Here is a 20,102-nt window from a genome sequence, read left to right as displayed (position 1 = left end):
ACATGCTAACAGCTACCGTTGTTGTCTCTTGTTACAATCAAAAGCATTACATTGACGAAGCATTGCAAAGTGTTCTCGGGCAGCAGACTAATTTTGACTTTAATATTCTCATCTCTGATGATTGCTCCACGGATGGAACCAGGGAAATCATAACCGATTATCAATCCCTTTATCCTGAAAAAATAACGGCTATCTCTCGCCGGCAAAACATTGGCGCTGGCAGAAATTATATTGAAGCGCACAAAATGGCCACAGGGGATATTATTTTTCACTTGGACGGTGATGATGTAATGCTGCCCGGGAAATTGCAAAAGCAATTTGATGTATTCCAGGAGGAAACAGTTAATTTAGTCTTCCATCGTGCTCTGTATTTCTCAGATGACGCTAGTTATCAAGCAGAAACAGGTAATCCAAATCAGGATAGGGAAGGGATCAAATACTTCGAGGCAAGCGATTTAGCAACATGGGGAACGGTAGCTGTCCATAGTTCTTATGCTTACCGCAGATCTGCTCGTAAAGTTATGGATCCCAAACGTGAGTTTATGGAGTGGTTTTTTGCCATGGATGCTTTAATTCCTACAGGAAAAGGCGCTTACCTAAATGAAATCCTAGTGAAGTATCGCTGCAATCCAACAGGAGGTGCCTATTTAGCCAGTAAAGCAGGGCGATACAAAGCCTATAACATCTATTTCGATGATTTGTTGCATTATTTTAAAGCCCAGCCTGCTTTGCGGAAAGAGTTATATGCCAACGGCTTGGTGACTACCCTTGCTATGCTTAAAAATGGCTCTGGTTATGCTAAAGGAGTGCCTTTTTTCTTATTAACCAATTTGTTGAATTTCCGTATGTCTAATTTTAAAGAGAGCATTAAGATGAGAGCAGCGGTGGCACCATCCAAAAGAATTCGCTAGAGAAAAGCACCCGAGGGAACCCGCTGTCGTTTTGCGCTCTCAACACCTGGTTGATCAAAGGCATTAATATTCCAAATAACACTTTGTGTATAAATCTTGTGTTCGTACATGGCAACCAATTGTCCCAGTGTAAAGGGAGAGCAGTCTGTTAATTGAATATGATTAAGTGGTTTATTGCCGTGAATATAGCCATTTGGATTCGCAACGTCATGAACACCATGGGCCAAGATTTGTTGTTTCGCTGTAGACATTTCATTAATTAACTCTGAGGCAAATGTTTTTACAGTGATGAAATCCACAGCCACATGATGCGTTCCCTGGCACAGGAGTTGATAATAGCTGTGTTGTGCTTGATTTCCCAACCCGCCCCACACGATAGGTCCTGTTGCATAGTTAACGGCGCGACCCCGTTTATCTATCGATTTGCCATTGCTTTCCATATCTAGCTGCTGTACATAAGGAACAAAATATTCAAGTTGTTGCAAGTAAACAAGGATAAGTAAGTTATGAGTATGTAAGAAATTATTGTTCCAAATGCCCAAAAGGCCCAAGAGAACAGGAAGATTATGCGCAAAATGAGTATCTTGAAAATGCTTATCCATGCTGTGGGCGCCAGCAAGAATCTGAAAGAATTGTTCATAACCAATGGCTATGGCTGTGATTAAACTGATGGCTGAGCACAGCGAATAACGTCCTCCTACCCACTCCCAGATGGGTAATACATTGATGAACCCAAGTTCTCTCGCTTTAGTAACATTGGCTGTCACAGCGATGAAATGCTTATCCATTTGTTGTGGGTTATTTATCCAAGCCAAAGCCTTGCGTGCATTGTATAAGGTTTCTTTCGTGGTAAACGATTTTGACGAAACGATAAACAGGGTCGTTTCTGGCTTAAGCTTCTTGATGACGTTTTTTAAGGCATTAGGATCAACATCAGAGACAAAATGATAGCCTAAATGATCCGCAGATAATTCTGAGAGAGCTTTTATACAAAAGCGGGGACCGAGATCGGATCCTCCCATACCAATATTTACGATGTCTTTAATTGGTTTACCTGAGAAACCTAACCATTCCCCTGCTCTTATTTTCTCAGAGATTGCTTTTATCTGTTCTCTGGTCGCCAAGATATCAGGGATGACGTCGTGAGCGTTTACTCGAATGGGTTTGCTATCCAGTGTCCGCAGAGCTGTATGTAAAGCTGGTCTGCCTTCACCGGGGTTGACAATTTCTCCCTCCATAAGGGCATCAATCTTTGTTTTTAGCTCACATTCATTTGCCAAGGCCAGCAATAATTCCAAGGTAGTATCACTCACACGTTGCTTGTTAAAATCGATGTGAATGTTGTGAGTAGAGACGTTCAATGCTTGGTTTCTAAATCTTGCACTATTTAGCTCAGTCGTTGTGGCTAATCGTAGTGAATGAACATGTTTTTCTAATTCGATCCAGGAATTGAGTTCAGGCAATGGCTTCATGCTTAACTATTTTTAAAAATTTTCACTAAAATACCACTAATAATCTTGCTAATAAATAGGATCTGATTTTTTCAAATTTTCCCGTATAATCCGCCCTCTGGGCTCTTTGCGGTTATAGAGGAAAACATTATAAAAATAATGCTCTTAATATTCTGTTAAGAATCCTTGTGTAAACTTACAATCGAACAACCTAAAATTGTTTATATTTTAATCATAATGTAGTCACCGAGGGCACCATGGAAGCTTCTATGGAATTAGATGGTGGCTCCATGTAAGGGAGAATTAGTCATGTTAATTTTGACACGGCGTATTGGTGAAACACTGATCATCGGTGATGATGTAAACATTACTGTGTTAGGTGTAAAAGGAAATCAGGTGCGATTGGGTATTAATGCACCAAAAGATGTTTCTGTTCATCGCGAAGAAATTTATTTACGTATCCAACAAGAAAAAGAAGCGTCAGACACTGAAGAAGCTGTATAACCGGATTTTTATTGCAGTCATCCAGTCCCGAGTCGTGACAAAAGGAGTTGTTAGCTCGGGCGAATTTCTCCTCATTATCTTTAATGACCTAGTCATCCCAAAATCAAAACGTTGGTTAACGGATCCCAATAATTCTTCTTTCAGGCAATGATTCACTACTAATCTATAATTATTTATACATCTGAACGTGTTTATGTTCAGAAATGAGTATCTCATGGACCAGAATCTTTATGCTGAAAGATCCTTCAAAAAAATACAAAATGTTTCTGCCTTTGGTATTGCAGGATCGCCAATGGCCGAATGCGGTTATTTCTGCACCACCCATTTGGTGTAGCGTGGATCTTCGCGATGGCAATCAAGCTTTGGTTGTACCTATGAATATAGCGCGCAAACTAGAAATGTTTAACTGTTTAACGCGCATTGGTTTTAAAGAAATTGAAGTGGGCTTTCCTTCTGCATCACAGGTGGAATACAACTTTGTAAGGCTTTTAATTGAAGAAAATCGAATCCCAAATGATGTTACTATTCAGGTATTAACCCAAGCACGTAGTCATCTTATCGAACATACATTCAAATCTCTCAAAGGCGTTAAACGGGCTATTTTACATTTCTACATGGCAACGTCGCCTACCATGCGACAAATTGTTTTCGATATCAAGAAATCTGAGCTTCTCAAGCTTATCGTTTCTCAAGCACAATTTATAAAACAACTAGCAGAAGAGGCCCCAGAAACCGAGTGGGTATTTGAGTACTCACCAGAGATGTTCTGCATAACAGAATTAGGTTTTGCTAAAGACGTTTGTGATGCTGTGGTTGAGACTTTTGGTGCAACCGCTGACAAGAAAGTCATTATTAATCTACCCTCTACTGTGGAATCAACAACGCCAAATGTTTTTGCAGACCAGGTTGAATGGATGCATCGTCATCTTAAGCGTCGCGAGGCAATCATCCTTTCAGTGCATGCGCATAATGATCGAGGGACTGGTATTGCATCGGCCGAACTTGCACTAATGGCTGGAGCTGAACGACTGGAAGGAACCTTATTTGGTAATGGTGAACGTACTGGTAATCTTGATCTTGTCAATGTAGCGCTGAATATGTACACACAAGGCATTTACCCTAATCTTGATTTTTCTCAAATTGATGAGATCAGAGAGGTCGTAGAGTATTGTAATGCCTTACCTGTCCATCCTCGACATCCTTATGTTGGAGATTTGGTCTACACTTCATTTTCGGGCTCACATCAAGACGCGATTAAAAAAGCCTTCAGTGCCCAGAAAATCGACACTCCCTGGAATATTCCTTATTTACCCATTGATCCTAAGGATTTAGGCCGTTCCTACTCCGCAATTATACGCATCAACAGTCAATCAGGAAAAGGAGGCGTTACCTGTTTATTAGAGTCAGAATATGGTTTGCGGCTACCCCGAGGATTACAAATGGAGTTCAGCAAAATAGTGAAAGCAAAAATGGACGAGAATGAACAAGAATTCACCCCTAAACAACTATGGTCACTATTCCGTGCAGAATATTTGAATGAAAAGCAAACAATTACCTATAAAAAGCATCGTGTAGAGCCTTTTAAAAACAAGAAGATGATTTCAGTTGCTGTTGAAATAGGTATTACAGCAGAGATTATTAAGTTATCTGGTATAGGGAATGGCCCTGTTGATGCTTTCACTAAGGCATTAAGTCAATATTTTGCGCGGCAAATTAGGATATTGGATTTTCAGCAACATGCGATAGACTCCGGATCGCATGCACCTGTAGCCTGTTACATCGAATTAGAGATTGAAGGATTTTCGTCTTTATTCGGTGTTGGTATAGATACAAATATTGTGACAGCTTCCTTTAAGGCAATCCTATCTTCTATTAATCGTTGTGCATTCATTAGGGATAAGATTTTGATAAATATACCCTAGGATTTATCCTTAATCTCATTTACCGAAGTATCTCCAGATGATAAATAATGAAAATTCCCTTGTTCGTCTTTTAAACAAAGCTGACCTAATTCATTAACACCATAAGCTTTACCACGCATCACTCCTGCTGCCTGAGAAACAGTAATATGCTTATCATATAAGTAATCAGCTTTTTGCCAGGCGTTGCTAAATTCGGCAAAACCCTTACTCAAAAAATTGTCTAGGTGCTTATGCAGTTGGTAAACTAGATTGGCTAAAAGCAGGTTGCGATCATAATACTTACCCGTGATTTCATAGAGGGAACACCATGGTTTCTCCAGAATAGGGAGTTCATGAGTAGGGGTGTTGACGTTTAAACCAATACCAATAATTACTTGTGCACAGCCATTGGTTTCCGCGATCACTTCAATCAGAATCCCGCATAATTTTTTATTGTTCCACAGCAAATCATTAGGCCATTTTAATTGGATGTTTTCATCGATATAACTATCTTTTAGACTAGCTAAGATGGCTAAACCAACAATAAGGCTTAAACCAGAAAGACGGGATAGGCAGCAAGTTAATTCCAGACGACTAGAACAGTAAATATTTTCTCCAAAAGGAGAAACCCAGTGACGGCCGAACCTGCCGCGGCCATTGGTTTGCGTTTCAGCACAACAAATGTCCAGACTTGATCCGCTCGGTAATTCTTTTAAAAACTGATTTGTAGAGTGAACGGTGGCAAACACATGAAAAGTGGTTGGTTGACTAAATGCCCGTGCATTTAGATGCTGCCGGATTTTTGCTTCATCAAGAAATTGCATAGGAGCGGTTAATTGATAACCTTGTTGTGGTATGCGGTTAATGGGTAACCCCAAATCAACCAATTGGCGGATGTGTTTCCAAACAGCTGTTCTGGAAATGCCTAGCTGTTTACCAATGCTATTACCGCTATAACAATTACCATCAGCAAGTTGCCTAAGTAATTCTAATTGAATGGGTGTGAATTGTTTCATCAGTAGGTTCTATAAAAACGGAATTTCAGAGACAATTATTATACACTCGATCTTCAAGTTTTATTGCTTAACTCTTAAGAACATCGAATTACCGTGGCTTGACCACGGTATCCATGGTTTCATGAAGATCACTGGATACCGTGATCAAGCCACGGTAATTCAGTTTATCAAGCGCGCCGAAACGCCAATGCAAGGAAGATATATGTCCAGCCATCGACAATTAATTCGATTGCAATGAACAACCCAATAACCCATAACCCACTTAAAGGCCACTGTAAGAGAATCATCACGCCAAGAGCGATAGCAATTATCCCTGCAAACAATAACCATCCCCAGCCTGAGGCTCCGCGAAGAAGAATAGCCATAAAAAATCGACTTATCCCAATAATAATTAATACGCTAGCCAATAAAGCAGTAATGAGGGCTGATGCTAAAAAAGGATCATAAATCACAAGCCCGCCACCAATGAGATAAAGGAGGGCTATGAAGGCGTGCCAGGCTACAGCTTTCCACCGTTTACATTTAAATACATCGATGATTTGTAAGATACCGCCAATGATTAGAAAAACACCTAAAACAAGCATACTAGCCAGCGTCAAACCTACAAGCATGCCTAAGCCAATGCAACCTAAGATCACGAATAAGATGCCCAAGGCTAACAACCAGCCCCAATTGCGCTTTAGTTCACGAGGTTCGCCTAATAGTATCGTTGCCATTAAATATCCTTATCTGTAGTTATCCCAAATAAATAATAAACAAAAATGACTTAACTCTTCCAGAGTAAATTCCAGACGCTACTGTTCTCTTGTTTTACTTTTTGTGGGAAGTGGATATCTTTAATCGGTGTTGCAGCTGGATTTTTATCTTTATGCCAGCGTTCTTCATCCCAGCGGAGAAAATGCATGGTCTCATAACCTAATTTTTTTAAAAGCGGGATCCCTTTCTCCTGTAATTTGTTCCTTTTGGCCTCAAATACTTCACTACAACGTAGTACGTAAAAAGGATTGTCAGGAACTGTTTTCATCGCGGCCTTGAAATGATCGTGGTAACCGGATGAGAAGAAGAAAAAGTTGATATCTCCTAAGAGGAAATAGGCTTTACCTAAAATTAACTTCAGCTCTTTGTCGTCTGTTCCTGCTAGCGATTCAACCAATTGATTAAGGAGGTTAATTGTTGTCCTAATCGTGTCCGTATGTTTCTCGTTGTGTTCCTTCAATTTATATTCAGCATCATAAGAGGAGGGTGAAATCGTATACACGAGATGGTCTATCTGACGCATTCGTCCTTTGGCTATTGCCAGGGAAAGCATTTTTTTCTCCTGCTTATTCTTAGGATCACATTGAGAAAGCAAATTGATGGCTTTGGTGATTTCTACAATCTCACAATCGGCTATGTCATGTTTATCAATGTCAATATCGATGATTAATTGCGCATAATGACGTTTGCGTGTATAAAATTTTTCTAACTTATCGGCGGATGAGTCTAATTCCGTGGCTTTTTTCATGAGTTCCATACTTTCCAAACAAAGTTGATTCGCCTCATCCCATTTTCTTTCCTTGATGAGGGCTAAGGCGTCTTTGTATTTGGTGTCGCTGAGGCTAGTGTAATGATTTGCTAGAAGGATAAGGTCTGATTTGTTAAAAGAAACGTCCTCTCTCTTTTCTTTAAATAGTTGATAGGCTTCTTCATATTTTTTGTCAGCAATGAGCAAACGAAAAGCTTGTGCTGGAAACGTAATCTTAAGTTCTGTATAGATACTGGCTACGAAGCGAATGGTCTCGAGATCTTCGTCGAAATAATAGTGTGCGAGAGCAACTGCGAGTGGCGAATCTTTCTTTACGTATTCCAACATTTGCTTTTGACTAAAATTATTTAATAAAAAATCTCGCGCTTCCTCAACGTTTTCATAAACGTCTATTAGAGCAAATGCGTTACTGAGCTCCTTTTTTCTTAAATAATATTCAATAAAGAAACGTTTCTCTTGCATAGCGATAGCAGGCGCAAGCTCAAGGGCTTCCTTTGCTAACGTTTCGCTATCAGTGGTACTAAAAACATAGTTTATAGCTTGTACAAGATAATTGGCTTCCATTCTTGCTTTGGCTTCTTGTATATTTTGCCTGGCAAGCGTAAAGGCATATTTACTACTTTGGTAAACAACATAGTTCACTGTGGGTTTTAAGTAAAATATCTCCTTTATGGTTTCAGCAATAAGCGTCTCATTTTGCGGATCCACTTTAGGGATTTCTGACCAGAGTCCAACTTCAGTCCAGGAGCGGCCAAAAGCATGATTGTAGGAAATTTGTTGATAGCTTGCTTCTCTGAGGTGTTGAACATTTTTAACATAAAAGGCAGTAAGCCTATCTTGAATTTGTTTGGTGTTATCATCGTTTCGGGGAGAGGTAATTTGGCTAATAAAGGTCTGATCCAAGCCAAAATGACGCAAATCGTTTAGATTTTTCAGTGAGTAACCTTGAACATAACCATAGTAAGCATATTTATAGAGCCCCAGCTGCACTGTATAAGGTTCGCAGTGGTTATTAAATCCTAGCCAGCCTTTAAAGGTTTCAAAGACATATCTAAAAACACTGACAGGCTTGAGATCATGGCCGTTTGTGTAAAGATACTTTGCTTCGGCTAACCTGCGTAATTCGGTCTGATATTCGTTTGCATCGTCCCGGTAAAAATAAATATCTGGACGATAGCGGAGTGAATAGAGTTGTTCTTGAGGTATCGTTTTTAGTAACGTTCGATTAACGAAAGGCATAAAGGATTCACAACGTTATGATGACTGTTCTAAAAGAGAGCTGATTGTACCATAAGCAAAGAGAAATGGAGTCACTTGATCTTCGAGTTTTAATTTGACAAATGAAATGTCGAATTACCGTGGCTTGACCACGGGATCCAGCGATCTTCAATGAACCATGGATACCGTGGTCAAGCCACGGTAATTCGAGGTCATGAAAAGTTAAGAAATAAAAACTTGAAGGTCGAGTGTCATTTTGTATGTAAAAAAGCTAAAGGATTTACTATCTCGTACCGAATTTGTTGAACCTCCGGATGAAAGCACAAGGCTGCACAGCATCCTGCTTTAGGCATGAAGGAGGTGATTTGCCATTCGGTTTGATGGAGACTGTCCGCAACACGGCTATTGGTGGGAGGCATTATGACGGGGACACTGAATGTTTTAGTTGGATAAGAGAGGCCTAAGCCGCATGCTTTAATGAAAGCCTCTTTTTGTGTCCAAAGGTGAAAAAAGGCTACGGGTGTGAGGTAATTTGGTAAGCTACAAAAAGCAGCAACTTCATTTTTAGAGAACAAATATTTTGCTATGCCTTCATAAGGACGAGCAGAAAAAAATTCCAAATCAATACCCAAAGGCAAGTGTTGTCCTATGGCTAATAAAGCTAGATCTCCGGAGTGGCTTAAATTAAATTCCAAGTGGCATGAATTTCTGACCTGCGGTTTGCCATGCGGACCATATGTAATGACCAAGGCATCGGCACTTTCTCCAAGGTAACGGGCCAAAATTGCACGTAACATGGCGTGAGCAACAGTAAAGCGTCGTTGGTGATGAGAGAAGTAGAATCGATTCGCTTGTGCTCGCTCTTTCTCATCAAGCAAAGAAATAGCTGTTTCGGGTAATAGGTCTAATGGGAACTCCCAGATATCAATGCGTGCAAGCTGCAGATGGCAGTCATCAATGGGCATCGATTCAAATAAAGACATGAAAAGGGCTTCTCCGAGTAGCTGATATTACTGACTTAGAACGGGTGGCATCAAAAGGCAGTTGCGGTTATCATAGCGTATCAAAGTAAATCCGCCAAATGAGTAACAAATGAGTCGACAATTTTTGGATTTTGAACAGCCTATTGAAGAGTTAAATCAAAAAATTCAAGCATTGCGCATGGTCGGTGATGACAATGAAGTCAATTTAACTGAAGAAATTGCGCGTCTTGAAGCCAAGTGTGAAGAGCTAACAGCTAATATTTTTTCTAATCTGGAGCCCTGGCAGATTGCACAGATGTCACGACACCCTCTGCGTCCTCAGACCACAGATTATATTGAGCACATTTTTACTGATTTCCAAGAATTGCATGGTGACAGGCATTATTCTTCTGCGCCCGCTATCATCGGTGGATTGGCGCGATTCAATGGTGAACCGGTTATGGTTTTGGGCCATCAAAAAGGAAAGCGCACGAAGGAAAAGGTTTATCGTAATTTTGGCATGGCACGACCTGAAGAGTATCGCAAGGCCTTGCGTTTAATGAAATTAGCTGAGAAATTCAAGTTACCTGTTTTTACCTTCATTGACACAGCAGGTGCTTATCCTGGCATCGGTGCTGAAGAACGAAACCAATCCGAGGCAATTGCCAGAAATTTGCTGGAAATGGCAAAGTTAAGAACCCTGGTGATTTGTACTGTCACCGGAGAAGCAGGTTCTGGTGGAGCACTGGCAATTGGGGTTGGTGATAGGGTGTTGATGTTGCAGTATGGTATTTATTCAGTGATTTCCCCAGAAGGTTGTGCTTCAATCCTTTGGAAAGATGCTTCTAAAGCTAGCGAAGCAGCAAGAGCTATGGGTATTACTGCTGATAGAATCATTGAATCAGGATTGATTGACGCTGTAATACCTGAACCTTTAGGTGGAGCCCATAGGAATGTAGTGGAGATGGCTGCTCGACTCAAGGAGGCGTTGCTTAATGAATTACGAATTTTGAAAACCTTTTCTGTTGATGAGCTTTTAGAACAACGCTACAAAAAATTCATGGCAATGGGGGCCTGTGACTAAGTCACTGCTAAATACCGACTTTCTGCAAAGTCTTAAACGGTATAATCACATCTTTGTAGGTTACAGTGGTGGTCTTGATTCCACTGTACTGCTTCATGCTCTTATCACACAAAAGCAATTTGCCTCGAAACTTACTGCTATTCATATTAATCATGGGCTTAGCCCCAACGCTCAAAAATGGGAAGAGCACTGCCAGCAATTTTGTCGCCTGTTAAATCTCCCTTTAATAGTAAAGTCCGTTCAGTTTAGACGGGATGCAAATATAGAGGATGCGGCTCGGCAAGCAAGGTACGATGCTTTCAGGAAATTACTCAAAAAGGATGATTGCCTATTGCTTGCCCATCACTTTGATGATCAGGCAGAAACGATGCTTTTACATCTTGTTCGTGGCACAGGAATTGCCGGTTTGGCGGCGATGAAATCATCCAAGAATTTTGCCAAAGGTCAGTTGTTACGTCCCCTGCTTCATCAACGCAGGACCGCACTTTTGAGTTATGCCAAACGTCATCAACTTGTATGGATTGACGATGAGAGCAATTTTGATATTGGTTTTTCCAGGAATTATCTTCGGCATGAAATCCTTCCACTATTAGCTGCCCGCTGGCCAAAGGTAGTGGATAATTTAGTACGAACCAGCCAACATTGTCGCCAAGCTCAAAACAATCTGGATGATTTGGCCAAAATGGACTGCCCTGAACTTAATGAAGCGTCGTCACAGTTAGCTATTACTCATTTAAAGCACCTAAGCAAAGCACGATTAGCAAATATCTTACGTGTGTGGCTCGAAGCCAACCACGTTAGAGCGCCGGGAACATTAACTTTTGATCGTTTAATTCCGGAAGTGATTTATGCCATGCCCGATGCTAATCCGTTGGTGACTTGGGGAGACATTTGCGTTCGACGTTATCAAGAAAACCTCTATTTACTTAAAAAGGATACTCCAACTCTGCCTGCACAGAGCGAGTGGGTCGCTTTCCCAGGGCGTTTGGACTTGGGGCAATTGGGACATTTATACGCCATTGCCAGTGATGAAGGTCTAGTAATTCCACAAGGAAGTAAGGTTACAGTCCGGTTTCGTCAGGGTGGAGAGTCATTTGCTTTTAGAGGCCAGACCAAGCAGTTAAAAAAATTATTCCAGGAATGGCAAATTCCTACCTGGCTTCGCGATCGCATCCCACTTGTTTATGTTAATGATCAACTGGCATGCGTGGTCGGATATGCTATCAGTGATAATTTTTTTCAATCAGAAGCGACTAAGGCTTATGAATTGCAGATAAAGTGACGAAGCGTTGTCATCCTGAGCAAAGCGAAGGACCTTCTGAATCTTGAAGCAGGTATCATTCTAGGAATTAGCACTCAGGATGATTGACAGCAAGACCCCCCATTGATGTTTCTTTGTAAATGCTTTGCATGTCTTTTCCTGTGTCTTTCATTGTGCGAATGACTTTGTCCAGAGAAATTTGATGTTGGCCATCGCCGATTAAAGCCATGCGTGAAGCATTGACTGCTTTCACCGCTCCCATTGCATTACGTTCAATACAAGGAATTTGAACCAATCCCATGACTGGATCGCAAGTCATTCCAAGATGGTGCTCCATGGCAATTTCGGCTGCATTTTCTATTTGCTCAACGGTGCCTCCCAAGACGGCGGTGAGTCCTGCAGCAGCCATAGAAGAAGCCACTCCAACCTCACCTTGACAACCGACCTCAGCTCCAGAAATAGAAGCCCCTTCCTTATACAGAATGCCAATGGCTGCAGCGGTTAGAAAATAAGTATAAATATCTTCCTTATTCCAGCGATCATGGGCTTCCTGACAATATCTAAGTACGGCAGGGATAATGCCTGCAGCGCCATTTGTGGGTGCCGTAACAATACGACCTCCAGCAGCGTTCTCTTCATTGACTGCCATGGCGAACAAGTTGAGTTTGTTCATAATGTCGGATTGTTCAAATACACTTGGAACCCCTTTATGCTCAATCAGTTTTTTGTATAAATCAGGTGCTCTGCGTTTGAGATTCAATCCGCCAGGTAAATTTCCCGGGTGTTTACAACCATTTTCGATACAATCATCCATGACTTTGGCAATAGCAAGGATCCCTTCCTGGATAGCTTCTGTTGTTCGCCAGGTTCGTTCATTGGTCATCATCAATTCAGTGATCGTCATTTTATGCTCATGACAGTGCTGTAGTAATTGACGTGCTGTTGTAAAAGGATAGGGTGGGGGACTGTTCGAACTTGCAGCTTGATCAAACTCTTCTTCTGTCGCGATAAAACCACCGCCGATTGAATAATACACTTGCGCTAATAAAGGTTTATTTTCTTGGCCATAGGCAGTAAAACGCATGCCGTTACTGTGTTTGGGAAGAAGCTCTTTTTGCAAGAATAAAAAATCGGTACTCTCATCAAAATAGATCGTTTTTTGTCCAGCAAGACAAAGCGCTTTGGAAGCAATAATTTCTTGCATCCGCGGGACCATGCTTTCAGGTACCACTGTTTCTGGCGCCTTGCCTTCCAACCCATTTAAAATGGCCTTATCTGTACCATGGCCTTTGCCTGTTAAAGCCAGTGAACCATAAAGCTCAATTTTAACGCGTGCAGTCTTATCGAATTGTTCTTCCCGGGTAAGCAAAGCCAAAAAAGCATTTGCGGCAAGCATAGGTCCCACCGTATGGGAGCTTGACGGGCCGATTCCTATGGAAAACAAATCAAATAAGCTAATACTCATTCCAAGAACTCTGTGGTTGAAATAACATCAATTTTAGAAGGAAATCTATACACACACAATATAAATCTCAGCCTGATATTAAAAGATTAGTCGAAAATTACATTTTTCTTTAGGAGTTTCAATGAAATGTCAACAGACCCTAGCAATTTCAATTAAATTTAGGCAGAATAACCGGGCATTTTTGCAAGTTCTATTCTGACCAAAGACAAAAGGGGAATTGTTTATGAAGATGAGACTGGTCGCTGCAGCTGTCATGGGTTTGGCGATGACAACAGCAATTGCTGCAAGCAACACACCAAACGCAGCAACGCCTACTACACCCGCAGCCGCAACATCTGCTACATCATTAAATAGCGACACGGATAAGCTGTCTTATAGTATCGGTGCTGACTTGGGTAAAAATTTTAAAAAGCAAGGGATTGATATTAATCCTTCAGCAATGGCTAAGGGCTTACAAGATGGTATGAGCGGTGGTCAGTTGTTACTCACAGAGCAGCAAATGAAAGAAGTTTTGAATAAATTTCAAAAAGATCTAATGGCAAAACGTAATGCTGAGTTCACTAAAAAGGCTGAAGAAAACAAGATTAAAGGCGAAGCCTTTTTAACTGCAAATAAAAACAAAGATGGTGTTATTAGTCTGCCAAGTGGTTTGCAATATAAAGTCCTTGAAAAAGGAAATGGCGCTAAACCTACAAAAAATGATACTGTGACTGTTGAATATACGGGCAAATTAATTGACGGCCAAGTTTTTGACAGTACCGAAAGAACCGGTAAACCAGCAACGTTCAAAGTATCTCAAGTAATACCAGGCTGGACTGAGGCTCTGCAATTAATGCCTGCTGGTTCAACTTGGGAAGTATATGTTCCTGCCGATTTAGCTTATGGTCCTCGAAGCGTAGGCGGCCCAATTGGTCCAAACGAAACGTTGATTTTCAAAATTCATCTGATATCTGTTAAAAAATCAGAGGCTTAATCGTAGCTACCCTCGATTTCGGTCGAGGGCTCACACCCGTTTAACTCCAATGTGAGTCGTTTAGCTATGAATAAACGCTTATTAATCATTTTCTTACTCGGATTCTCCTCAGGCCTTCCTTTAGCTTTAATCAGCGGAACTTTGCAAGCTTGGTATGCGGACGCGGGTATGTCGGTGTTGGCAACAGGGATGCTAAGTTTAATTAGCTTGCCCTATGCTTATCGCATGTTTTGGGGACCTTTATTAGATCGTTACTCTTTGCTCCCTATAGGCAGGCGACGAAGTTGGATGCTGATAATGCAGCTGGCGTTATTAGTAGGTTTTAACGTACTAGCATGGTTTTCACCGCAAACCTCACCGGAAGTGATGGCGCTTTTAGCGCTTGCTCTAGCCTGTTTTTCGGCCACACAAGATATGGCTATCGATGCGCACCGGGTGGAGTACTTGCCTATAGCAGAGCACGGATTAGGAGCCTCCATGGCGACCTTTGGCTATCGGCTTGCTCTCCTTATAGCAGGTGGCTTAGCTTTGGTGACTGCTAAGTATTTAGGTTGGGCGTTCACTTATCGACTCATGGGATTCCTAATGTTGCCTGGGATTCTGGCAACATTGTGGAGTGTGGAGCCTTCTAGTCAACTAATAACTCAGACCAGCTTAGTGAAATCGTTTATTGCGCCAGTGAAAGACTTATTCGCTCGCCGTGGTGTGATTCCTTTGCTACTTTTCATCTTGTTTTACAAACTGGGCGAAGCATTTACCACCACAACAAGTGGTATCGTCATGCCTTTTCTGATTCAAGGAATTGGTTTTTCTTTAGATACCATCGGCTATGTCAATAAGATGATAGGCATTAGCTCTATTTTGTTAGGCGGTTTAGCGGCCGGTCTCATTTTGATGCGTTATTCACTTTTCAGTTCGCTAATGGCTTTTGGTTTGCTGCAGGCAGTCACAAATATTTTGTTCGTTTTATTGGCTATGGTGGGCAAAAACTTAACGATGTTCGCTATCGCTGTGGTTTGTGATAACTTTGCTGCGGGCATGGGATCGACTGCCTTAGTGGCTTTATTTATGCGTCTCGTTAATCGATCATTTACCGGGACACAATTTTCCTTATTGGTCGCAATTTCTAGTTTACCTCGGATTTTCTCCGGACCTTTCGCTGCGATGGTGCAAATGTCACTTGGGTGGGTTGGCTTATATCAATTAGCTTTTATTCTTGCCTTAGGTTTTGTTCCTTTCTTAATTCTGATAAAAGAACAAGTCAACACCACCAATGAAGTCGAGTTCTCACCTACAGAGGTGAGGGTGGTGCATTAAAAATATCACTGATATCCATCGGATTATACGTATTCCATAACCTGATGATTAATTCATCTAAATAGCTGGGGAAAGGATGGTACCCAGCTGCATAATTGTTTTCCAATAACAGTTGTGCTGTTAGATTATGAGCATAGAAAACTGGATCAATGAAGTGAAGCAGAGTAGGGTGCTTTAGAGAGAAATTAATTGGCATGTGCGAACATAGGATTTTTTTGTGATTGAACTTAAGACCAATTTCATCACTAGCCCCCATGTTAGCAATGATGGCTTGCGGACAATCTTCTGGGCTTAAATACTTTGATAATAGTTGAGGTTGTCCGGTTGCTGTGACAAGGCAAAACATTTCCTTTGCGCGACGTTTAACTTCCTCAAGATGAGCAATGTCTAATGCTTCAACCCCTAGTTCCCTAGCTTTCTGTAATTGATAGGGAGACTGCTCAACAACAGTAATATGCGGAGTTTCTTTCAGCAAATATTTTACAATGCCTCGACCTACCTTACCGAAACCAAAGACCATAAAGCGCAAATTTTTTATCGATTGCTCTGTTCTTTCTTTAATTGCTCTGGTGAAGGCTTCACCTGTCCCGTACATACCCTCTAATTTTTTTAGATTAGACTCATCAATATTAATTACAGGAAAGGGGGTGTTCATTTGGCGATATTGCTCGCCACCACTTTGAGTTAATTCCGCAATCCCTTTACGAACCTTAACCTTAGGCATATTAGGAACTTCTGCGCAACAATCTAAAGCAATGTCAAATTCCCCTTCAACATCTTGATGTAGCTTTACATAATGCACACCTATATTAGCTAAGGTACCTATAATCTCTTCTGCAGGGGGAGTCTCAAGAAATTTGGGGTGTACTACCGTTAACTCTGCCCCGGCGGCCAATAAAGATTCCAGTTTTACTAATGTTTCATAGGTCACAGGAATATTGTGAAGTAGTTTGATACCTGCCAAAGGCTTAGTCGTAGCCCAATGATCGCGCAAGTCTCTCAATAAGTAGGTGTGCGTATCTGGAAATACTTTAAGATTGTGCTGAATTAGCAGAGAAAGATTGTGATCACTCACCATGATAAATCCTTTTTGGTACCGAGGGTGGGACTCGAACCCACACGGTGTCACCACCACCGGATTTTGAATCCGGCGCGTCTACCAATTCCGCCACCCCGGCATAGGCGGCCATTATAACAAAGAAACGAAGCGATACAATGGGAAGGATAAAATTATTTGTTGTGAGTAAAGCGTTTTTAGATAAACTATGAAAAGATACTTTCTGGACTTAAGTTGGGATAGATCATGAAACAAATTATTTTGGCTTTCTGTTTACTTAGTTTCTTTTTCGTTAGCTTATCAAGTAAAGCGCAAATATCAACCTGTCCAGATCCCAATACAACTTCGCTTAAGTGGGGTGTCATTCCTGAACCATGGGTTCTCAATCCATATTCTGCTCATCGACCACAGGGAGATAAAAATACGCGCTTTGTGCGTAGTAATATTGTTGTGGCTGGCACGGGGCGAGGTGTCGTTTGTAGCTATGAAAATTCAGTAGGGATATATTCCATTTGGTGGCCTGTTCCAGTAAAAATTCCAGCTCGTACCGATTACAATTGGATTGAAATTTATGGCGGTTATGTTTGCACTCAATCCCTTAGTGATTGCCAATTTAGTGTTGCCAGCTGAACACCTCTTGGCCTCTTTAGTAAAAAGCTTAACTCGGGGAGATAAGGCTGCATGCTGACTATACTGAGTAGAAATTTCCTGATTCCTTTAATTATAATCTCATGTCCTTCGGCTAACGTTTTTGCGCAAGAAGATAATCCCTGTCTTGGTCCTTCTGAGATTCTCAATATCACTCAGCGAGGTGGTAATATCAATAATGCCTGTGTTGTTCCATTTAAACGAGCCTTACTGGCAGGGGGTTGGGAGCGTCAGACATTAAAGCCTAATGGCTGGCTACAGGATTATCCGCAACTCGAATTCAGTTTGGGTTTGCCAGGCAATTCGGAAATAGATTTAACAGCACCTAATTATAATCGCACTAACCTCGCTCCTTTCTCAGGATATACTTCATTGAGCATGGATTTTAAACATCAGCTTGGTTATACCCAGCAATGGGCGACAGCAGTAAATGGTCTATTGATTTTCCCAGGAGGTAGCTCAGGATTCGGTAGTAGAGGTTTAGGCGTTGCCTTGAGTGGTATGATTAATTATAACCTTAATGATCAATGGAGCGTCACGGCAATGCTAGAAGGAGGCTCATACACGGATCCTACAAGTTTGGGAGGGGAACGCTATACCGTTTATACTCCTGATGTAGAAATAACTTATGCAGCCACAAGTAGTCTCAACTTTTATGGCGAAATGTTTGGGGATTCCAGAACGGGTCCTGGTGAGAAGGGTACGGTCATTTTAGATTGTGGCCTTCTTTATATGATTAACTCGAATATAGCGATTGATTTAGGGATTTATCGTCAGTTAACCAATAATCCTAATGTGTATCAGTATAGTTTTGTCGGAGGGATAACTCTGGAACTTTAGCTGGAAACCGAAGATGTCCTGGATGGCCGTGCTAACGGACATCCCGATGATTTGAACCTCTTACCCATGAACTTCAGCGGTGGCCAATAATTTCTCTACGTCTTTGCGGATCTTTTTAAACGATGCAATAGGTAAATATTGTTTCAATACATTGCCCTGTGCATCAACCAGTATTTTGGTAAAATTCCAGGGGATGAATTTCAGTGGTCGGCGCTTGATGTTTTTCAGGATGTAATTATATAAGGGCGCCTGATTTGCTCCTTTAACATCAATTTTTGCAAAGAGTGGAAAAGTCACGCGGAAACAACTTTCGGCGAACTCTTGAATTTCCTGGGGAGTGCCAGGCTCTTGATGCAAAAATTGGTTGCATGGGAAGCCAAGAACACTAAAGCCTTCATCTTTGTAATCCTGGTACATTGTCTCCAATTCTTTGTATTGAGGGGTAAAACCACAGCGGCTTGCCACATTGACAATGAGCATCACTTTTCCGCGGTAGGGTTTTAAGTTGGCTTGACTGCCATCCATTTTGGTTACGGGAACATCATAAATGGAATTAAGCGCTTTCTTTACTGTTTCTATAGGCATTTGCTAGTCCTTTACTCATGCATGAAGATCATAGACGATCTTCGGTGATATTGATCATCATTTCAAGTGCTTTTTTAGCATTATCAATAACCCATTGCTGCTCGTTTTCATCAAGCCGTTGCCTAAGACCTGTAAATTCATTCACTAAATCACCTGCTTTGACCTCATTATAGGTCATGGGTTTTCCTTGTCTTAATAGGTCAACCAAGGCTACAAGATGGGGTGGATCATTGCGAGACATGGTGGCACAGCCACAACCGATACCTTTCTCATGATCTTTTTTAGGTGCTTCGGCGAGATTGACCACTTCTATTCCGAGTTTTTTACAATGCTGCTTTAAGTTCTCAACCATATGATTCTCTGTGCCAATCGCATAATGCTTACTTTGCGCTCTGTCATTAACGACATAATCCCAGATAAATGCAGTGGAACCAGCATGTTGTGCAACACGAATCACTTCATTGCGGCATTCAGGGTGTACCACCGTTGTATAACCTTGGTTGTGCCAATATTCACACATTTCCGGTTGATAATGGCTATGTACTGCACATTCACTGGCAAATAAGATTAATTCTGCTTTATCAAATTGAGCAAGCGTATTGGCATCTTGTGCTTCTAAGGAATACTGCGCTCCAGCAGTCCCGCCAGGCCAGTAGGCGAGATCCTTGATGCCTAGCCAATAGGCAATATTTTCACCCATGTGACGATCAGGAATAAATAAAATTTTTTTATGTTGTTTCCTTGCCCACTCAAAAATTTTTTTAACGTTTGAGCTGGTACATACGGCACCTCCCTGAGCGCCTGTCATGGCTTTTACGCGCCCAGAGGTATTCATATAACACACAGGCAAAATGGCCTCAGAACCATACCGTTCATTTAGATCCAGAAAAGCAGGTTCTACCATGAAATCCTTTGCCAACATCTCCATGGTGCATCCTGATTTGGGGTTGGTAATATAAACATGTTGCTGTTTGTTCGCGAGGATAGAAATGGATTCAGCCATAAAATGCACCGCGGATTCAATGATCACGGATTTCTCAGGATGATTAGCAGCCATTAGAGCCAATTGGTAAGAATCCCCAATTTTGCCGCCAAATTGTTCGACCAGTCTGACAATATCACCACCCATATAATAATGAGCAAGCAAGAGTAATTTGTCGCCAAAATGAGCTTGGGCTTTTTTTATGTAAGGCGTCATCCATGCAAGAACTGTCGTTAGTTTACGGTCAGGCAAGGCCAAATATTCTTCTGCATAAGGAATAAAATCGTCTTGGTACCAGTCTAACGGGTAATCAGTTTGACAAATCGTCATGTCACTACGGACGTGCATGAGTGTCTTTTCGGGCTGATAATTAAAATGGCTTTCAAACATCCGGGGTACCTC

The 20,102-nt window shown here is 41.4% G+C and carries 18 protein-coding genes and 1 tRNA gene; 9 read left to right on the top strand and 10 right to left on the bottom strand.

From position 1 onward, the window contains the following. Nucleotides 1-2 precede the first annotated feature (2 nt). Entirely contained in the window at nucleotides 3-911 is a 909-nt protein-coding gene (locus CKV79_RS08595) for a glycosyltransferase (RefSeq protein ID WP_028373060.1), read from the top strand. Here CKV79_RS08595 and pgi read toward each other — a convergent pair. Beyond that, nucleotides 908-2,383: a glucose-6-phosphate isomerase gene (gene pgi, locus CKV79_RS08590; protein ID WP_028373061.1), complete on the bottom strand. Its 1,476-nt coding sequence runs from the start codon at nucleotides 2,381-2,383 to the stop codon at nucleotides 908-910. The genes CKV79_RS08595 and pgi overlap by 4 nt on opposite strands. A 288-nt stretch (nucleotides 2,384-2,671) precedes the next feature. Here pgi and csrA point away from each other — a divergent pair, with 288 nt between their 5' ends. Together csrA and leuA are read left to right on the top strand one after the other, a co-directional pair. Continuing rightward, nucleotides 2,672-2,866 (top strand): carbon storage regulator CsrA, encoded by a 195-nt coding sequence (gene csrA, locus CKV79_RS08585; RefSeq protein ID WP_028373062.1) that lies wholly within the window; start codon nucleotides 2,672-2,674, stop codon nucleotides 2,864-2,866. Between the two features lie 230 nt (nucleotides 2,867-3,096). Beyond that, nucleotides 3,097-4,788 carry a 2-isopropylmalate synthase gene (gene leuA / locus CKV79_RS08580; protein WP_028373063.1) on the top strand — a complete coding sequence of 564 codons (1,692 nt, stop codon included), beginning with the start codon at nucleotides 3,097-3,099 and terminating at the stop codon, nucleotides 4,786-4,788. Here the strand turns inward: leuA and CKV79_RS08575 are convergent. From CKV79_RS08575 to CKV79_RS08555, 4 genes are all read right to left on the bottom strand, one after another. Then, nucleotides 4,785-5,783: a biotin--[acetyl-CoA-carboxylase] ligase gene (locus CKV79_RS08575; RefSeq protein WP_028373064.1), complete on the bottom strand. Its 999-nt coding sequence runs from the start codon at nucleotides 5,781-5,783 to the stop codon at nucleotides 4,785-4,787. The two genes, leuA and CKV79_RS08575, sit on opposite strands and share 4 nt — an antisense overlap. A 167-nt stretch (nucleotides 5,784-5,950) precedes the next feature. Next, nucleotides 5,951-6,499: an HdeD family acid-resistance protein gene (locus tag CKV79_RS08565; RefSeq protein WP_028373065.1), complete on the bottom strand. Its 549-nt coding sequence runs from the start codon at nucleotides 6,497-6,499 to the stop codon at nucleotides 5,951-5,953. 50 nt (nucleotides 6,500-6,549) lie between these two features. Further along, complete coding sequence (locus tag CKV79_RS08560; protein WP_028373066.1) at nucleotides 6,550-8,547, bottom strand: hypothetical protein; 1,998 nt, start codon at nucleotides 8,545-8,547, stop codon at nucleotides 6,550-6,552. 230 nt (nucleotides 8,548-8,777) lie between these two features. Next, entirely contained in the window at nucleotides 8,778-9,509 is a 732-nt protein-coding gene (locus CKV79_RS08555; protein ID WP_028373067.1) for a 4'-phosphopantetheinyl transferase family protein, read from the bottom strand. A gap of 109 nt (nucleotides 9,510-9,618) precedes the next feature. On the opposite strand from CKV79_RS08555, the gene CKV79_RS08550 reads away from it, so the two are divergent. Together CKV79_RS08550 and tilS are read left to right on the top strand one after the other, a co-directional pair. Further along, on the top strand, nucleotides 9,619-10,572 hold the full coding sequence (locus CKV79_RS08550; RefSeq protein WP_028373068.1) for an acetyl-CoA carboxylase carboxyltransferase subunit alpha: 954 nt from the start codon (nucleotides 9,619-9,621) through the stop codon (nucleotides 10,570-10,572). Beyond that, nucleotides 10,565-11,854 carry a tRNA lysidine(34) synthetase TilS gene (gene tilS, locus CKV79_RS08545; protein ID WP_028373069.1) on the top strand — a complete coding sequence of 430 codons (1,290 nt, stop codon included), beginning with the start codon at nucleotides 10,565-10,567 and terminating at the stop codon, nucleotides 11,852-11,854. The genes CKV79_RS08550 and tilS overlap by 8 nt, the downstream gene beginning before the upstream one ends. A 67-nt stretch (nucleotides 11,855-11,921) precedes the next feature. Here the strand turns inward: tilS and CKV79_RS08540 are convergent, their stop codons facing one another. Continuing rightward, the gene (locus CKV79_RS08540) at nucleotides 11,922-13,298 is read right to left on the bottom strand and encodes an L-serine ammonia-lyase (protein ID WP_028373070.1); all 1,377 of its coding nucleotides are present in this window, start codon (nucleotides 13,296-13,298) and stop codon (nucleotides 11,922-11,924) included. Between the two features lie 223 nt (nucleotides 13,299-13,521). On the opposite strand from CKV79_RS08540, the gene CKV79_RS08535 reads away from it, so the two are divergent. Together CKV79_RS08535 and CKV79_RS08530 are read left to right on the top strand one after the other, a co-directional pair. Beyond that, a complete protein-coding gene (locus tag CKV79_RS08535; RefSeq protein WP_028373071.1) occupies nucleotides 13,522-14,271 on the top strand; it encodes an FKBP-type peptidyl-prolyl cis-trans isomerase N-terminal domain-containing protein in 750 nt (249 codons plus the stop codon). Nucleotides 14,272-14,337: 66 nt separating this feature from the next. Beyond that, nucleotides 14,338-15,588, top strand: coding sequence for an AmpG family muropeptide MFS transporter (locus tag CKV79_RS08530; RefSeq protein WP_028373072.1), 1,251 nt, complete (start codon nucleotides 14,338-14,340; stop codon nucleotides 15,586-15,588). Here CKV79_RS08530 and CKV79_RS08525 read toward each other — a convergent pair. Both CKV79_RS08525 and CKV79_RS08520 read right to left on the bottom strand, forming a co-directional pair. After that, nucleotides 15,563-16,666, bottom strand: coding sequence for an NAD(P)-dependent oxidoreductase (locus CKV79_RS08525; RefSeq protein ID WP_028373073.1), 1,104 nt, complete (start codon nucleotides 16,664-16,666; stop codon nucleotides 15,563-15,565). The genes CKV79_RS08530 and CKV79_RS08525 overlap by 26 nt on opposite strands. A gap of 13 nt (nucleotides 16,667-16,679) precedes the next feature. Continuing rightward, nucleotides 16,680-16,766, bottom strand: a tRNA-Leu gene (locus CKV79_RS08520). A 125-nt stretch (nucleotides 16,767-16,891) separates the two neighbouring features. Here CKV79_RS08520 and CKV79_RS08515 point away from each other — a divergent pair. Next, nucleotides 16,892-17,275, top strand: a complete 384-nt coding sequence (locus tag CKV79_RS08515) for a DUF3757 domain-containing protein (RefSeq protein WP_028373074.1) — start codon at nucleotides 16,892-16,894, stop codon at nucleotides 17,273-17,275. Between the two features lie 51 nt (nucleotides 17,276-17,326). Continuing rightward, nucleotides 17,327-18,133, top strand: coding sequence for a transporter (locus CKV79_RS08510; protein ID WP_028373075.1), 807 nt, complete (start codon nucleotides 17,327-17,329; stop codon nucleotides 18,131-18,133). A 60-nt stretch (nucleotides 18,134-18,193) separates the two neighbouring features. On the opposite strand, the gene CKV79_RS08505 is transcribed toward CKV79_RS08510, so the two are convergent. After that, nucleotides 18,194-18,718: a glutathione peroxidase gene (locus CKV79_RS08505; protein WP_051546144.1), complete on the bottom strand. Its 525-nt coding sequence runs from the start codon at nucleotides 18,716-18,718 to the stop codon at nucleotides 18,194-18,196. Nucleotides 18,719-18,746: 28 nt separating this feature from the next. Beyond that, the gene (gene nadA, locus CKV79_RS08500; protein ID WP_028373077.1) at nucleotides 18,747-20,090 is read right to left on the bottom strand and encodes a quinolinate synthase NadA; all 1,344 of its coding nucleotides are present in this window, start codon (nucleotides 20,088-20,090) and stop codon (nucleotides 18,747-18,749) included. Nucleotides 20,091-20,102 lie beyond the last annotated feature (12 nt).

The organism is Legionella lansingensis, from assembly GCF_900187355.1.
Lineage (GTDB): Bacteria > Pseudomonadota > Gammaproteobacteria > Legionellales > Legionellaceae > Tatlockia > Tatlockia lansingensis.
The sequence above is the reverse complement of the archived record's forward strand: the minus strand, read 5'-3'. Positions and strand labels throughout refer to the sequence as shown.

Excerpts from the sequence above, each read along its gene's own strand:
- CKV79_RS08595 (WP_028373060.1), top strand. The coding sequence starts at position 3 with ATGCTAACAGCTACCGTTGTTGTCTCTTGTTACAATCAAAAGCATTAC.
- pgi (WP_028373061.1), bottom strand. The coding sequence starts at position 2,383 with ATGAAGCCATTGCCTGAACTCAATTCCTGGATCGAATTAGAAAAACAT.
- csrA (WP_028373062.1), top strand. The coding sequence starts at position 2,672 with ATGTTAATTTTGACACGGCGTATTGGTGAAACACTGATCATCGGTGAT.
- leuA (WP_028373063.1), top strand. The coding sequence starts at position 3,097 with ATGCTGAAAGATCCTTCAAAAAAATACAAAATGTTTCTGCCTTTGGTA.
- CKV79_RS08575 (WP_028373064.1), bottom strand. The coding sequence starts at position 5,783 with ATGAAACAATTCACACCCATTCAATTAGAATTACTTAGGCAACTTGCT.
- CKV79_RS08565 (WP_028373065.1), bottom strand. The coding sequence starts at position 6,499 with ATGGCAACGATACTATTAGGCGAACCTCGTGAACTAAAGCGCAATTGG.
- CKV79_RS08560 (WP_028373066.1), bottom strand. The coding sequence starts at position 8,547 with ATGCCTTTCGTTAATCGAACGTTACTAAAAACGATACCTCAAGAACAA.
- CKV79_RS08555 (WP_028373067.1), bottom strand. The coding sequence starts at position 9,509 with ATGTCTTTATTTGAATCGATGCCCATTGATGACTGCCATCTGCAGCTT.
- CKV79_RS08550 (WP_028373068.1), top strand. The coding sequence starts at position 9,619 with ATGAGTCGACAATTTTTGGATTTTGAACAGCCTATTGAAGAGTTAAAT.
- CKV79_RS08540 (WP_028373070.1), bottom strand. The coding sequence starts at position 13,298 with ATGAGTATTAGCTTATTTGATTTGTTTTCCATAGGAATCGGCCCGTCA.
- CKV79_RS08535 (WP_028373071.1), top strand. The coding sequence starts at position 13,522 with ATGAAGATGAGACTGGTCGCTGCAGCTGTCATGGGTTTGGCGATGACA.
- CKV79_RS08530 (WP_028373072.1), top strand. The coding sequence starts at position 14,338 with ATGAATAAACGCTTATTAATCATTTTCTTACTCGGATTCTCCTCAGGC.
- CKV79_RS08525 (WP_028373073.1), bottom strand. The coding sequence starts at position 16,666 with ATGGTGAGTGATCACAATCTTTCTCTGCTAATTCAGCACAATCTTAAA.
- CKV79_RS08515 (WP_028373074.1), top strand. The coding sequence starts at position 16,892 with ATGAAACAAATTATTTTGGCTTTCTGTTTACTTAGTTTCTTTTTCGTT.
- CKV79_RS08510 (WP_028373075.1), top strand. The coding sequence starts at position 17,327 with ATGCTGACTATACTGAGTAGAAATTTCCTGATTCCTTTAATTATAATC.
- CKV79_RS08505 (WP_051546144.1), bottom strand. The coding sequence starts at position 18,718 with ATGCCTATAGAAACAGTAAAGAAAGCGCTTAATTCCATTTATGATGTT.
- nadA (WP_028373077.1), bottom strand. The coding sequence starts at position 20,090 with ATGTTTGAAAGCCATTTTAATTATCAGCCCGAAAAGACACTCATGCAC.